At 42.7% G+C, this 14,748-nt stretch carries 14 protein-coding genes; 9 read left to right on the forward strand and 5 right to left on the reverse strand.

What is annotated here, in order from left to right; translation table 11 throughout:
* Positions 1-339: 339 nt before the first annotated feature.
* The 4 genes from cobA to HMPREF3027_RS07215 all read right to left on the reverse strand — a co-directional run bounded on the left by cobA (position 340) and on the right by HMPREF3027_RS07215 (position 3,298).
* Positions 340-1,569, reverse strand: a complete 1,230-nt coding sequence (cobA, locus tag HMPREF3027_RS07200) for a uroporphyrinogen-III C-methyltransferase (RefSeq protein WP_070707829.1) — start codon at positions 1,567-1,569, stop codon at positions 340-342.
* A gap of 82 nt (positions 1,570-1,651) precedes the next feature.
* Complete coding sequence (locus tag HMPREF3027_RS07205) at positions 1,652-1,900, reverse strand: GlsB/YeaQ/YmgE family stress response membrane protein (protein ID WP_070707830.1); 249 nt, start codon at positions 1,898-1,900, stop codon at positions 1,652-1,654.
* Between the two features lie 13 nt (positions 1,901-1,913).
* Positions 1,914-2,468, reverse strand: coding sequence for a 16S rRNA (guanine(966)-N(2))-methyltransferase RsmD (gene rsmD, locus HMPREF3027_RS07210; protein ID WP_070707831.1), 555 nt, complete (start codon positions 2,466-2,468; stop codon positions 1,914-1,916).
* Positions 2,456-3,298, reverse strand: coding sequence for a DUF3822 family protein (locus tag HMPREF3027_RS07215; protein ID WP_168165884.1), 843 nt, complete (start codon positions 3,296-3,298; stop codon positions 2,456-2,458). The genes rsmD and HMPREF3027_RS07215 overlap by 13 nt, the downstream gene beginning before the upstream one ends.
* Positions 3,299-3,357: 59 nt before the next feature.
* Between HMPREF3027_RS07215 and HMPREF3027_RS09630 the strand changes: the two genes are divergently transcribed.
* On the forward strand, positions 3,358-3,537 hold the full coding sequence (locus HMPREF3027_RS09630; RefSeq protein WP_162138133.1) for a hypothetical protein: 180 nt from the start codon (positions 3,358-3,360) through the stop codon (positions 3,535-3,537).
* An 18-nt stretch (positions 3,538-3,555) separates the two neighbouring features.
* On the opposite strand, the gene HMPREF3027_RS07220 is transcribed toward HMPREF3027_RS09630, so the two are convergent.
* Positions 3,556-4,263: a hypothetical protein gene (locus HMPREF3027_RS07220; RefSeq protein WP_018028284.1), complete on the reverse strand. Its 708-nt coding sequence runs from the start codon at positions 4,261-4,263 to the stop codon at positions 3,556-3,558.
* Positions 4,264-4,414: 151 nt separating this feature from the next.
* On the opposite strand from HMPREF3027_RS07220, the gene HMPREF3027_RS07225 reads away from it, so the two are divergent.
* The 8 genes from HMPREF3027_RS07225 (at position 4,415) to kbl (ending at position 14,640) form a co-directional block, all read left to right on the forward strand.
* On the forward strand, positions 4,415-5,857 hold the full coding sequence (locus HMPREF3027_RS07225; RefSeq protein WP_070707833.1) for an ATP-dependent DNA helicase: 1,443 nt from the start codon (positions 4,415-4,417) through the stop codon (positions 5,855-5,857).
* A 350-nt stretch (positions 5,858-6,207) separates the two neighbouring features.
* Positions 6,208-7,602, forward strand: a complete 1,395-nt coding sequence (locus HMPREF3027_RS07230) for a C10 family peptidase (RefSeq protein WP_162138135.1) — start codon at positions 6,208-6,210, stop codon at positions 7,600-7,602.
* Between the two features lie 3 nt (positions 7,603-7,605).
* Positions 7,606-8,190, forward strand: coding sequence for a hypothetical protein (locus tag HMPREF3027_RS07235; protein WP_018028287.1), 585 nt, complete (start codon positions 7,606-7,608; stop codon positions 8,188-8,190).
* 180 nt (positions 8,191-8,370) lie between these two features.
* Positions 8,371-8,973 (forward strand): RNA polymerase sigma factor, encoded by a 603-nt coding sequence (locus HMPREF3027_RS07240; RefSeq protein WP_018028288.1) that lies wholly within the window; start codon positions 8,371-8,373, stop codon positions 8,971-8,973.
* A complete protein-coding gene (locus HMPREF3027_RS07245) occupies positions 8,922-10,052 on the forward strand; it encodes a porin family protein (protein ID WP_018028289.1) in 1,131 nt (376 codons plus the stop codon). Before HMPREF3027_RS07240 ends, HMPREF3027_RS07245 begins: the two co-directional genes overlap by 52 nt.
* An 11-nt stretch (positions 10,053-10,063) precedes the next feature.
* Entirely contained in the window at positions 10,064-12,274 is a 2,211-nt protein-coding gene (locus HMPREF3027_RS07250; RefSeq protein WP_070707834.1) for a TonB-dependent receptor, read from the forward strand.
* Between the two features lie 2 nt (positions 12,275-12,276).
* Positions 12,277-13,176 (forward strand): DUF4249 family protein, encoded by a 900-nt coding sequence (locus HMPREF3027_RS07255; protein ID WP_070707835.1) that lies wholly within the window; start codon positions 12,277-12,279, stop codon positions 13,174-13,176.
* A 264-nt stretch (positions 13,177-13,440) separates the two neighbouring features.
* A complete protein-coding gene (gene kbl, locus HMPREF3027_RS07260; RefSeq protein WP_021903619.1) occupies positions 13,441-14,640 on the forward strand; it encodes a glycine C-acetyltransferase in 1,200 nt (399 codons plus the stop codon).
* The last annotated feature ends 108 nt before the right edge of the window (positions 14,641-14,748 follow it).

Consider the following 14,748-nt stretch of genomic DNA (forward strand, 5'->3'; position numbering starts at 1 on the left):
AGGGGTTTCCTTACGGGCTACGCCCTCCAGTCAATCCCTCACAGGACTAAAGGCTAGAAAGTCAACATAAAGCAGGATTAATAACAACGTAACATTAACCGAGTCAACCTTTTTCAGGAAACCACATTAATCCTAGAATAGGTTGTCCGACCCACAAGGGGTCGTGGATTTTGTTCGTCTTATTTACCCCCATTCATGGCTCTGCGAGCCATGAATGGGGGCTACGACAAATCGGACCTCTCCGAGGTCCTTATCCGTTTCTCCAACACAAGCTAAACATATTAGGTCATTAACTTAAGCATATACTCCTAATACGTAATCCTTGTGGTAGATAGGCAGTTAGTGGGCTTTGGGCTTTTTGGAGGCGCCGGTCACGGCGTCAACACTGCTGGACATCGCTTTCGCTTTATCGCCCAGTAGGTAGCTAGCCACTTCGTTATAGGAGCCAAGGGTAATGGCGTTGTAGCCCTTGGTGCTGAGGAGGTCGGTGATCTTCTTCCCAAGAGTGATGATAGTTGCCTTGGGGGTAATCACATTGATGCCTTTTACCTCGCAGAGCTTAAAGTAAGCCTCAACACTCTTTGTGTTTGAAAAGACAATGTGGGTAAACTCTAGTTCCTTGAGCATCTCTAGGTAGTCGTTGCTATACTTATCAGGGTCTTTGCTAGCAATAGTTGTCGCCACAGCTACGCCATCCTCTATCCTTGGCGTGAGCTCGCTCACCTTTCTATTGAGGGTGATAGAGAGCACCTTCATACCATTATCGTCCTTAGAGGGTTGGTAATTCTCCGTCACATTAACCACCTCTCCCACGAGGAGCAGACCAGGTGTGAGCTTCGTGTAGTCGGTGTAATTAGGGGTGAAGTCTTTGAGTGTTCCGCGAAAAGCCTTCTGCTCGGGCAGAGTTCCCTTACTAATAATAGCGGCAGGGGTATCGGGCGACATTCCTGCCTTGATCAGTTGCTGGCAGATCTCGGGGATTACTCGTACCCCCATATAAAATGCGATGGTACCCTCTTGCTCAACAAGAGACTTCCACTTCACCGACTCAGCAAGGTTGCTATCTTTGGTGCTTGCGGTAACAAGGGTGAAGGACCTTGCTAGTGCACGGTGCGTCACAGGTATTCCTGCATAGGCTGGTGCTGCGATTGCTGCTGTCACGCCAGGGATCACCTCGGTATCAATGCCCTTATCAAGCAGGGCGAGTAGCTCTTCACCGCCACGTCCGAATACAAAAGGGTCACCACCCTTCAGCCTTACCACAGTATTTCCCTTCAGTGCCTCATTAATGAGTAGTTGATTGATCTCCTCTTGTTTTGGCGAAGGTTTGCCAGCTCGTTTCCCCACGGGAATCAACCTCACATCTCCCTTGCAGTGGAGTAGAATAGAAGGATTGGCGAGTGCGTCATACAGCACTACATCGGCTTTGCCAAGCACTTTCGCCCCCTTCACGGTGACGAGGTCAGGATCGCCAGGGCCAGCACCCACCAGATATACTTTCCCACTTTGGGCTAAGAGATTCGGGATAGTAAGCAAGAGTGCAAGGGTTAGTAATAATGTCTTTTTCATAAGGTATCAATGATTGATTGCACAAATATATAATAGGGTGGATACAAAAAGCACCCACCCTAGTTCCTTAGTCAATAGTTATTTATTTGCCACCTTTTTTGGTGAATAGGCGACCAATAAAGATGAGGATGCAGGCACCGATAACCGCTACCACTAGCCCTGCCCACCAGCTATCGCCTGCAGAGAGGTCGAGCAAGCTAAGTACCCAACCACCTACTACGCCACCGAGTAGTCCAAGAATGATGTCTACGATCCAAGAGTTGCCTCCACCTGGCATAAGCCATGCGGCTATACTACCAGCGATAAAACCTGTAATGATTGTGATTAGCATAATTCAATTACTTTTATATGTTATTAATATTATGTGCAAAGAATGAGAAGTGTACCGTCCCATATCTGCGCATCTCCACAAAATATTCCTCTTTGCTGAAGTTGTACTCCTTTGGATGCTCCACTACCAAGCAGCCCTCTGGCGAAAGTAGCTGGCTACTCATTATCCGCCTAGGTAGCTCTGCTAGTAGTGGCAGATCATAAGGAGGGTCAGCAAATATCAATTCAAAGGTACCAAAAGATTCGCTCTTTTCAATAAAAGCGAAGACATCTCTTGTCTGGACACTGTAGTGGTCATCCGAAAGTTGCTCCACAACAGAGTTGATAAACGAGGTATGCCGAGGATTCTTTTCAATGGCCAGCACCTCCTTAGCCCCCCTTGAGAGTGCCTCCAGACCGATACTTCCACTACCTGCAAAGAGATCGAGAAAGCGAGTCTCCTCCCAATCAATTCGATTCTGAAGGATATTGAATAGAGCCTCCTTTGCCACTTCTGTCGTGGGTCGACCTCTAAAGTTTTTGGGAAGTTCAAAGCGACGCTTCCCATATTTCCCGCTTATAATCCGCATAGTATGTGTAATCGCTCCAAGGGGTGTACTGCCACATTCTTATTTACTTCCTTACTACCGTCGGTGGAGTAGTCGTTGAGGACAATGTTTCCAAGACTTTCCTCAAGTAGTTGCTTGATACTTGGCTCGGGATTGTAGGTGAATAAGTATAGGGGCACTGCGTGAGGATCAAGCTTAAATTGTCGGTACAATGCCGTAATGTAGTATAGACAGTCTGCATCGGAGACCATCTTATAGAGATTTGCCAGTAGCAGCTCCCCCGACTTTGCTACCGCCACTTGGATGAATCCTTTGCTGATGTAAGCGGTAACGACCTGAGGGTGCTCTCGGCGAGATTTGCGTAGGGTATAGGTGATTTGTGTGGAGATGTGGTGCTCAAAAGTGGGGAGGGAAAAGGACCTTTGGCAAAAGTCAAATAGCTCTCTATTGACCGAATAAATAATGTAAAGGTGCTCCTCCTCAATCGCTTTCGTCAATACTTTTCGCCCCTCTAGCTCAGTGGTCAGAGATAGCCAATTCTCTGGTGAGGCACTATCAAATAGATCCTCAGGGACAATGGCAAAAGGCGACCCATCTTCCACCAGAATAGTAGAGCTCCTGAAGGGAAGAGATAAAAGTGGATGATCCCAAAATAGCTTTTGCATACCACCCTCTTCGGAGCTGGTTAAGGAAATACTCGTGGCCAAGATGGGCTTGTCGTTTTCTTGGGTCGTAGCCAAGACAAATATCATCTCGCTCCCTAGAGTAATGCGTGCATCAATGCCAAGAGCTTCATCTGCTGATAAGCTCTTATCTCCTTCACTTTCGTGGATCTCCTTTATCTCTCTCATAAGGGTTGCAAAAAAAGAGAGTGTTGCACGAAGTGCCATTCTCGCACATTTGAATAAATGTGCTGAGACTTTGGACGAAGGATGAGATGCAAGGAGCTGAGGGTGAGGGCGCTGGGAACGTACTGGCGTACGTGACCGAGCCCGAATCCCGAAAGCAACGCCGCAGATCGCCTTCGTGCAACAGTCTCATAAAAGCACACTTCCTCAGCTATGTAGATAGAGAGGAGTGTGCTTTATGAATGAGTGGGGTATATAGCTTACTCCCAGTTACCTGCGTTATTATTGATCTCTGTGAGTGAGCCAACCTTTAGCCCAGGATACTTACCGATCTGATTCACACGATCCTTAAGGTTGATGAGCTCAGTCTGATTGAGGTCGCCAAGATAGGTGTCGTAATCTACTTTGGCCTCGAATATCCTAATAAAGATGTCGGAGCTAGTCTTTACACTAGCGGTATCCATCTCAAAGGTAGCACCATTGGAGAATGGGACAATACCCAGCTTGCTGGTATCATAGTCGGCACCGAAAATTGCCTCCTTAGCATTTACGAATGTGGTGTCACGAGTAAAGGATACACGCTCACCATTAACGATAGAGGATAGACCAGCCTCTTCAGCTTCCTTCCAATTGCCAGTGGCTCTTGCTTTCTTTACGATATCCCACGCCTTTTGCTCAGTCATACCATCTTGAAGCTGCTTCTCTGAGAGCTCCATCACCTTACGTACCGACCTTACATTGCCGTTCTCTAGCCAATTGCGAAGCTCCTCAAAGTTGGCAGCATGGACGTTATTCTCCTGCTTGTATGCCACCTGTGCTGTACGGATATCTATCAATTCCTTGATGACCTCCTTCTCCCTTTGGGTCTTTGTATTCTCAAAGTTAACAGGTACACGGATGCTGTTGTATACCGCCCAACCAAGTCCAATAATAGCTAGGACCAATAAAACTCTCGATAAAATTTTCATACCTTCAAATATATTTGTTATTTTGCATTCAACATTAAACGTACCAAGCTTCTTGAATATAGGTTACTTGTATGTAGTCTCTACAAAAGTAGCAACTTTTATTCAGACTGCCATACGAATCGGCGTTCAAATATAGCTATTTTCGGACAATATGAGTAATAATCGCCCTGAGATATTAGATTTTTTTGGTTTTACCCCCACTTCTAGCCAAAACGAAGTGATAAAGGAGCTACAAAACTTCTTTGCCCAAGCTCCCGAGCACTCCATCTTTTTATTGCGTGGGTACGCGGGAACGGGTAAAAGTAGTCTTGTAGGGGCTTTCTCTCACATGCTCCAAAGCTTCCTCTACCCGCAGATGTTACTTGCCCCTACCGGTCGTGCTGCTAAAGTGCTAGAGGGGTATTGTGGTTTGCCCGCCTATACCATTCACCGAACCATCTACCGGCAGAGGATTTCGGGCGATGGAGTCTCGTACGAGGTGGGGTACAATCAGCACCAGCCTGGTACCATATATATAGTAGATGAGGCCTCGATGATCAATAATGCCAATGATGGGTACGGCTCCTTTGGAAGTAATCGTTTGCTCGACGACTTAGTGGACTTCTGCTTTAGCATCGAAGGGAGCAAGCTGCTACTGATCGGCGACGATGCCCAGCTTCCGCCTGTCGGTACCGAGATGAGTCCTGCACTAATGCCGGAGTATCTTGTAGGCTTTTGCTCCACACTATACCAAGGTGTCCTCAAGGATATTGTCCGTCAGGAGGAGGGCGGGGAGATTGTCTATCTTAGTTATCTCTTGCGTGGGCGGATCCTCGACCTACAGAGTGGCGAGGATTGGCACGAGCCCCTGCTCCCTCTGCCCGAGGTGAAGGGCGAGGTAGAGATCATCTCGGGCTACGACCTCCCCGAGCTGATGGAGGACTCGTATCGGAGGGTGGGGCAGGAGGAGACCTTGCTCATCACCCGCTCCAATAGAGATGCCGAGGAATATAATAAGTCGATTAGGTACCACACCCTTTACTACGACGAAGAGGTGGTGCCAGGAGAAAACCTCATGGTGGTGCGCAATAACTACCTTCACTTTCCCGTTGATGAAAAGGGGCAGGCAACAAGCACCTTCATTGCCAATGGGGAGATCCTAAAGGTGCTCAATAGCCGAAGGGAGCAGGAGCTCTATGGCTTTACCTTTAGAGATGCCGAGCTGCGTGATACCCATGGTGGCTTTGTCTCCGCCAAGGTGCTGCTTGATAGCTTATTCACGCAGGCCCCAAGTCTTACCCCAGAGCAGCGGGAGCGATTGTATCAAGGGGTGTGCCAAGACTATCCCGATTGCACCTCACGGCGGATGCTCTATCAAAAGCTACGGCAAGACCCTTATCTCAATGCCTTGCAAATAAAGTACTCTTACGCGATGACTTGCCACAAGGCACAAGGCGGACAGTGGCGGGAGGTCTACCTAAGCTTTGGTTATCTCACCCCCGAGATGATTGACCTCTCCTTTTGTCGTTGGCTCTATACCGCCATGACACGTGCTACCGAAAAGCTCTACATTATCCAACCACCGGCCTTTATTTTCGGCAATTTAGAACTCTGAAATAGCCCCTTCATAACTATTTGATTTTCACCTAGCTATCAACCCGAAAACTGAGTTGCAACTAAGCATTTGCTTTGTTGCAACTCGCCGATCGCTTAGTTGCATCTCGCCGATTGCTTAGTTGCAACTCAGTTTTTCTCTCTACGGGAAAGCAAAAAAAAGTATCATATGAGTGTGAAATAAAGAAGGGTCAAGGTGTTGGAATTTTGTTATTAATAAATAAAAGTGCAGGATTTTGTGTTTTGCCTTGTTATAGTTATATAGAGCAATATTAAATTAGTGTTTGTAGTGGAAATTATTGAGCACTTAAAGTTCATCTAATCATCTAACAAAAACAAAGTATGAAGAGTATGAAAAAGACGATGCTGAAGCAAGCAGTGCTTCTATTACTAGCAATTTTAATGCTAACAACAACTTCTTGCAATCAAAGGGTTCAAGAACGACCCAATGAGTATAACCTAGATAAGACTACTGAAGTAGTCACTTCAAAGACTTTTCAGAGGAGTTCTTCTGAAGCTATTAAGATCGTTCAAGACTTCGTTAAGGAAAGTGGGTTAAGAAGCTCGTTGGTCGCTACTGATGCTATAGTTGATTATGTTCTCAATACGGGGTCATTAAGAACAACACTTGGCGAACAAGGTGTAGAGGCAGTTGATACTGTACTTTATATTGTAAATATACAAGGGGAAAAGGGGTTTTCTGTGATTGCAGGAGATAAACGACTTCCCGATATACTAATTACTTCCAGCTCAGGTAATCTTTTTAAAAATGAGGAGATAGATGACAACAGTGGATTTGCCGTCTTTTTGTCACGACTCCCTTCATTCTATGTTTCAGAATTAGAGAGATTTGAGAAAGATCCCAACAGAAGACGTGAGGACTTTGAACATGAAAAAGAATTTGAGCCAGACGCCCCCGCCCCCAATGTTCCTGAGCGAAAGATTGAGTACAGTGAATGGAAAACAGTAAATTCAATCGGTCCTTTGGTCCCCGTCCAATGGGAGCAAAGTTTGCCATTTAACAATGAGGCACCACTCATTGACGGTCAGAGGGCATTAGCAGGTTGCGTTTCTATTGCTGCTGCACAGCTTACAGCATATCACAATTATCCTTCGTATTATAATGGCATATCACTCGATTGGAACTTACTAACTAGGTACCCGAGCTATTGGCAGTATCAGGGAACGGATCGAAGTAAATTTGAAGAGCAAGTCTCGAAATATTTACGAGAAATTGGCAATACTCTTCAGAATTCTTGGGGAGTTAGTGCTACTGGTGCGTGGACAAAAGATATTGTGTTGATGTTAAAATCAATGGGATATTCGAATCCTTCATCCTTGACAGACTACGAGGAAGGTGCTTTGATAAATAGTCTAGCACATTTGCGCCCAGCTATTATGGAGGGTTATAGCGAAAAGTATACTTATAAGAAGGGGTGGTGGATTTTCAAAAAGACTCATACAGGGTATAGAGAAGGGCATGCATGGTTAGTTGATGGTTATATAACCCAAGAAAGGACTAGAAAGGTAATTAATAGGGAGACTAATGAGACGATTTCAGAAAATAGGGAAACAAGATTGTTAGTTCACTGCAACTGGGGTTGGGGAGGTTATAGAGATGGTTACTTCTATCCTGGCGTGTTTGAATCATATAATTCTGTTAACCTTAGGAGTACAGGTGTTAATGAAAGTACGCCAGGATATTTCAAGTATATGATTAAGAACATAGTTAATGTATATAAGTAATTTATGAAAAAGTTGTCATTCTTATCGGTACTAGGTCTTTTAGTCGTATATTTTGGGATTATACTAGTCTCATGTAATGAGAAAGAAGAGTTTGATCCACTTGCGAGAGTTAATTACTTCATATCTGAATATTACACTATTGCAGATGCTTCAGCTAGAGCTAACTCAGATGCGACAATGTGGGGTGTAGAATTATATCCACAAAAAAGAGTCACTCTCAAAAGTTTTCCAGAACTTTATAAGTCCTTAGCGATGGAGCATGGAGAAGATGGAAGAAAAAAGTTTAGAACAGCAAGGACCTATGCCGTCCCTTACAATGTAATAAGGATTTCTGTTATGAGTGACGGTAATGATGTTTCTGAGAATTTCGACATTTCTTTTGAGACTGTGAGAACTGTTATTAAAGAGGAAGAACCTCGTCCTACCAGTTTTAAAACCCAGTTAAGTTTGGTTTCCAAAGATGATTTGATGTGGCTTATTGATTGTAGATTTTTTATAACGGAAAGGAAGAAGACGGAGTATTCAAATCTTGTAGCAGTAATTGAATCGGTCGGTGGCAAGAGTATCGTTTGTAAATTACCTAAGTAATAGTATTGGAGGTGTATGAACTGTATTACTTCAAAAATATGCTCATGCGCCTCCAATCCTCTCGTTTCCTTAAAATAAAATCGCACGTAACACAAACTACATATAGTCTTTTAATATCTATGTGTATGTTGTTTCATAGCTTTGTTATGGTCTCAACGGCAAAGCTACTTACAAGCTAGTATGAGAAGAGATGATCGTGAGAGTCAGATAGTAGAGCTATTAGAGTATGATTTAGAGGCGGCTTTTGTACAACTCTATAGTTTGTATGGTAAGTTACTCTTAGGGGTAGCTTATCGCTATGTCGCTGACCTTGACATTTCTCAAGACATACTGCAGGAATCTATGATGAAAGCATTCTATAAGATTGATTCTTATCACCATGTGAAAAAAGGAGGATTGCTTGCTTGGCTTAAAAGAATTGTAATAAATGAATCCCTTAACTACCTAAATAGCTTTAATGTGAGGATGATGAGCTCTTACGAAGAAGAGACGATCAACTCGATAAGTGACGAGGATAGTAGTGATGATGTTGCTTTTATTAATAAAATAGATATAAATGTACTATCTGGATTAATTGCTGAACTTCCTGAGGGTTATAGGGTAGTGCTAAACATGTATGCCATTGAAGGTTATAGCCATAGGGAAATAGCAGCTATATTGGGAATTAAAGAGGGGTCAGCCTCATCTAGGTATCACCGTGCTAAACAAGAATTAATTAGAAGAGTTGAGAGATGGAAAAAAGAGAGAGAACAGACAAAAGGGGTGATTGGGAAAAAGCCCTAAGTCGTCGATTCCAAAACTTTGAGCCACCTATTTCTGAATTACCTCCATTATCTTTTCCCCCAAAAAAGTATTCTCTTTTTAAGTGGAGATGGGTGGCGACAGCTACATCAGTAGTAGCTGCTATTATTTTCTTTTTGTTCTTGATAAGAGAAAACACTCAAGAGCCACATATTCTACATGACACCTTACCTACTTCTCGCGTGGTTGCTATGAATAATGAGGAAAGAAAGATTGTGGCTTCTTCTAGTAGACAATATCCTGATATTCCTATTGGAAGCTATAGACCAAGATCGGAGAGTAATCGTGAGATGACAACCGTTGTCTCTGAAAAAACTGACCATAACAATATATGGACTGAGGAGGCGAAAGAAATTGTTGTACAGAACGATGATATTGATACAAAAGATGATAGCAGTGCTGGTGGTTTACTCGATAGGTCATCAGAGAAACTATTGGGCAATAACCTTAGGTTTTCCTCTCAATCAAAAAGGCCTATTAGGCTATCTCTATTTACATCTGGTTTGTCTTTGAATACTAATACAGTCACTATGCCAAGAGTGGGTGATGGGATATTTAAAGGACAACAAGATAGTTATTCTGTTCGCGAGACTCCGATGTTTGAAGTAGGAAGCTCTGTATTATTCCCCATCACTCGACGATGGTCACTTCAAACTGGTCTTAATTATTCGTGGTACCGTATTGAGATCAAGGATAACAGTTTTGGCTCTAAGGACGACTATATTTTAGATGTCCACTCTCTAGGAATTCCTTTGGATATACAATACACAATTTACAATGCAAAAACATGGAGAATGTATGGTCAATATGGTGTTGGGATAAATATTCCATTCAAATCCACTATTACTGGTTCAGCGGTAAGCGAAGGAGGTGCTACTGTTTCGCTTGATACATCACTCGCTTTTGGAATGGAGTATAATATAACTCATCAGATTGGGCTATATACCTCTTTGGGTGTCACATACGATTTGCTTCAACTGCAAAGTAATTTGCCTAGTGCTGAAATATCTAGATGGCATGGAATGGTTGAAGCTGGTATCAGATTTAATATAAATAGATAAGTAAAACAAGTATGAAAAGGATACTGATACTTGTAGTATTGAGCTTTACAAGTATTTCTGTAGCATTAGCTCAAGGAGTGCTGTATGGAAAGGTGGTTGATAGTAACAGCAAAGAGCCTCTTATTGGTGCTGTGGTTAGTTGCGGTGATATAAGTGTTGCAACAGACCAATATGGCTTCTATAGCTTGCACCTAAATACAGCTGACGTTGTTGTGGTTGAATATGCTTTTTTAGGGTATGAAACAAAGATTTACTCTTTGCAACTATTAGAGGATAAGTTGATGAATGTAGAGCTGGAGGAAGGCTTAGTTGTGTTACCTGAAGTGGTTGTAAAGAAGACTACTTCAAAAAGAGAAATTGGTAGAATCCATATACCCTCATCTACAATTAACACTACTCCTGCCTTACTTGCTGAAGCTGACCCGATAAAGGTGTTTCAGTATCTACCAAGCATACAGCCAGCTAATGAGGGACAAAGTAATAGTGTTATTAGAGGTCAAGCGCCAGAAGCAACACTGCTTATTATAGATGGGATTAATATTTACAATAGCAATCATGCTATGGGCTTACTCTCTACGGTCAATGCCGAAGCCGTGAAAGATATGACTTTTTACAATGGATATCAGCCAGCATCGCTAGGAGGAAGGATGGGTGGTGTCATCAAAATTCAAACAAAGGATGGAGACTTGCAAAATCTGAGAGGCAACATATCGGTCGGAGTCATCTCTGCAAGAGCTAATATAGAGGTGCCGATTATTAAAGATAAATTGAGCCTTAGTCTGGCAGGGCGACGCTCACTCATAGACTTATTTATCCCTTTAGCCACTAAAGATCAGGAGGACAAAACGAACTTTCTCTTTTATGATTCAAATATGAAAGTCTCCTATAAACCTAATAGCAGACTTTCAATCGCACTTAGCGGATTATTAAGTGGGGATAAATTGTGGTCTCAGTCTATGGATAAATACGCCAATAAGTCTAATAATCAGAATTGGAGATGGGGTACCTACGGTGGTAGCCTCAATGCCAATTATATTATTTCACCAAAATGGAGTAGTCAATTAACCGTGTCAGCTTCAGAATTCTGGAGACAAGAACAGATTTCTGTACAAGGGAAAAATGATAAAATGCCTCTAGAGCAAAAGCACAAAAATAAGGTGTCTGAATTTAATGCAAATTGGAGCAATAAGTTTTACTTATATAATCAGCTTACACTACATACTGGCATAGGTGCAATATATCGACTAGCGTCAATAGCTCAGGCTGACCAAGTAAGCTTTTGGGAGGGGAGCGTCTCGTTTGATCTGTATTGGAATATCACTGCTTGGTTGAGAGCTCAAGGAGGATTAAGATTAGAATATCCATATTCTGTCCTTTCTCCAAGAGTAGCTATCTCTGCAGATATAAACCCAAAAACCAATGCAGAGGTGACATATAGCAGAACATCACAGCGTATGCTGACAGCAACAACTAATAATAGCATTCTACAGTCAGATATTTGGTTTGCTACAAGTAGTCAATTCCCACCTTCTATTTCAGACCAAATTGGGGTCACAGTATATAGTAATCCACTCAGATGGCTTCGCTGTTCATTAGGAGGTTACTACATCAATATGAACCGACTGGTAGAGTATAAGGAGGGATTTGTAAGATTGGATAACTACAAACAGATACACGATAGATTATCAGCAGGAAAGGGTTATTCGTATGGACTAGAGATATTGTTAGAAGCTAAGTGGCAGGGTATAGCAACGAACATTTCATACAGCTACACGAAGGTGAAGCATCTTTTTAGTGAAATCAATGGTGGTGAATGGTATAGGCCATACTACGACCGTCCTCACAGATTAATACTCTCTACAAGCTATCAAATAAATGATAAGTGGCTTTTATCTGCAGCATGGAATTATAGCTCAGGGAGTATCCAAACGGTTCCATTGGAGGTACTGCCCATTGCACTGTCCTATCCTAATGAGTTGACACATCGAATAGAGCAAGTTTCTGAGAAAAACAATTATCGATTACCTAGCTATCACAGATTGGATATAGCAGTAAACTATAAACACAGGGGTTGGTCTTTTGCTCTTTCTGTCTACAACGCATACAATAGACAAAATGTGTATAGAGCAGTAATTGATACCGACGAAAATGATTCAAAGAGAATCAAGGGAATGACACTTCTGCCGATTATACCTGGACTTAACATCAAGTACTCATTTTGATTATGAATAAAATAACAATACTATTGGGACTCGTCGTGCTGTTTTTTACTAGTTGCTTCAACGGAAGTAGAGAATTGGAAGTGCCTAAAAGCAAGCATATTTATATCAATTCAATCTCTCCAGCATCTTCCACTGAGCTCAGAGTTAAAGCAGGAATTACTATACCTCTAATAGGAGCAAATGGTAATAGTGAAAATGATATAGAGTTGAGTGCTCACCACAATAGCACCCCTATTGTGGTAAAGAAGGATGGAGCAAGCTTTATTATAAAGCTTGATAGAGAACTAAATGCAAATGATGAGATATCCTTAATCGCTACATCAGAGGGAATCCCCTCCATTTCAACTGTTGCTAGGGTACTTGATGCTCCTAAACTACTCAGAGCTAAAGGAGAATGGGTTCATTTTGATGAAGGTAGCAGTAGAGTGCAAGTAAAGCTTAGCATTGAGCCAACAAAGGAGGTTGCATATTATCGACTTATTGTACGTAGCAAATGGTATTCAGAAAGCTTAGGAGTGTCACCAGGAACTTTATTAGAGCGAAAAATAGTTACATTAGGTAATCCTCTATTTCCTCAGCAAAAAGATCAACTCTTTAATGAAGTTAACAATGCTCCTTTTGCACTCTTATCTTTGAAAAATGAGTCGGACGTGACTTTTAGCTATTATGACGTAAAGCTTGAAAACTCACCAGATGCACCAGTGAAAATGGATTGGGAGTATTCGGCAGAAGTTGAGCTACAGCGGATTTCAAAAGATTATTACCTTTACTTACTCACTTGTATGGATAGTGAAAATAACAATGCCTTTGAAAACCCTATAAAGATTCATTCGAATATTATTGGAGGGTTTGGTATTTTTGAAATATACACACCTCTGACAACTCCCATACTAATGAAGTAGATCGTTCTGAAGGTGGTAACATTCCTCTACTTATTCTGGTAAATGTGCTGAGGCTTTGTGCGAAAGAGTCAAAGTCATATTGGGTTAATTCTATATCTTAATCAACGAAGCATAATGTTTCCGTTCAATAACAGCATTGCTGTGATTGAATAAAAATATGGGTGGTTGCTGAGGTGAATTGTAGAATAATAGGTATCTTTGAGGGAACGAAAAATAATAGGTATTCATTACCACACATCTAACTATAAAATTAGTATTAATATTATGTACGGATCTATCAAAGCACACCTTCAGAAAGAGCTAAAGGAGACAAGAGAAGCTGGTCTCTACAAGGAGGAGCGCATCATTACAAGTGAGCAGTTTGCAGAAATTACTGTGGATCAAAATGGGGAGCATAAGAAAGTGCTCAACTTTTGTGCCAATAACTACCTAGGGCTCTCCAACAACAAGCGACTTCTTAAGGCCGCTAAGGAGACAATGGACAGACGTGGATTTGGACTATCATCAGTTCGCTTTATCTGCGGTACTATGGATATTCACAAAGAGCTTGAGGCTGCGATCAGTCGCTACTTCCACACTGAGGATACCATCCTTTATGCTGCTTGCTTTGATGCCAATGGTGGTGTATTTGAGCCACTTCTCACGGATGAGGATGCCATAATTAGTGATAGCCTTAATCACGCCTCTATTATTGATGGTGTAAGGCTATGTAAAGCAAAGCGCTACCGCTATGCCAATGGCGATATGAAGGAGCTAGAGGAGCGTCTGAAAGAGGCTCAAGCACAGCGTTTCCGTATCATCGTGACTGATGGTGTCTTCTCCATGGACGGTAATGTGGCTCCTATGGATAAGATCTGTGCTTTGGCTGAGAAGTACGATGCCCTTGTGATGGTGGACGAGTGCCACTCCGCTGGTGTGGTTGGTAAGACCGGTAGAGGTGTTTCGGAGAAGTTCGACCTTTACGGACACATTGATATCATCACTGGTACCCTTGGTAAGGCGTTTGGTGGTGCGGTAGGTGGATTTACTACTGGTCGTAAGGAGATTATTGAGCTCCTTCGTCAGAGAAGCCGTCCATATCTATTTAGTAACTCTCTACCTCCTGCAGTGGTGGGTGCTGGTATCGAGCTCTTCAAGATGCTAGAGGAGAGTGATGACCTCCACACTAAGCTAATGGGCAATGTGGAGCACTTCCGCACCAAGATGCTGGAGCTGGGCTTTGATATCAAGCCTACTCAGAGTGCTATCTGTGCTGTGATGCTTTACGATGCCCCACTGAGCCAGAAGTTTGCTGCTCGTATGCTAGAGGAGGGTATCTATGTGACTGGTTTCTACTATCCAGTGGTACCAAAGGGCGAGGCACGTATCCGTGTACAGCTCTCTGCTGCCCACGAGCCTGAGCATATTGATAGAGCGGTGGCTGCCTTTGAGAAGGTGGGTCGCGAACTTGGCGTTATTAAGTAAGCAGAATTTGAAAGGATAGACCATAATATTGGCCTATAATGTGATCATTAGGAGAAGTGGTGGGTGTGCAGTGGACGCATGCCTGCCACTTCTTTTTATATATGAAAC

The organism is Porphyromonas sp. HMSC077F02 (assembly GCF_001815465.1).
Taxonomy (GTDB): domain Bacteria; phylum Bacteroidota; class Bacteroidia; order Bacteroidales; family Porphyromonadaceae; genus Porphyromonas_A; species Porphyromonas_A somerae.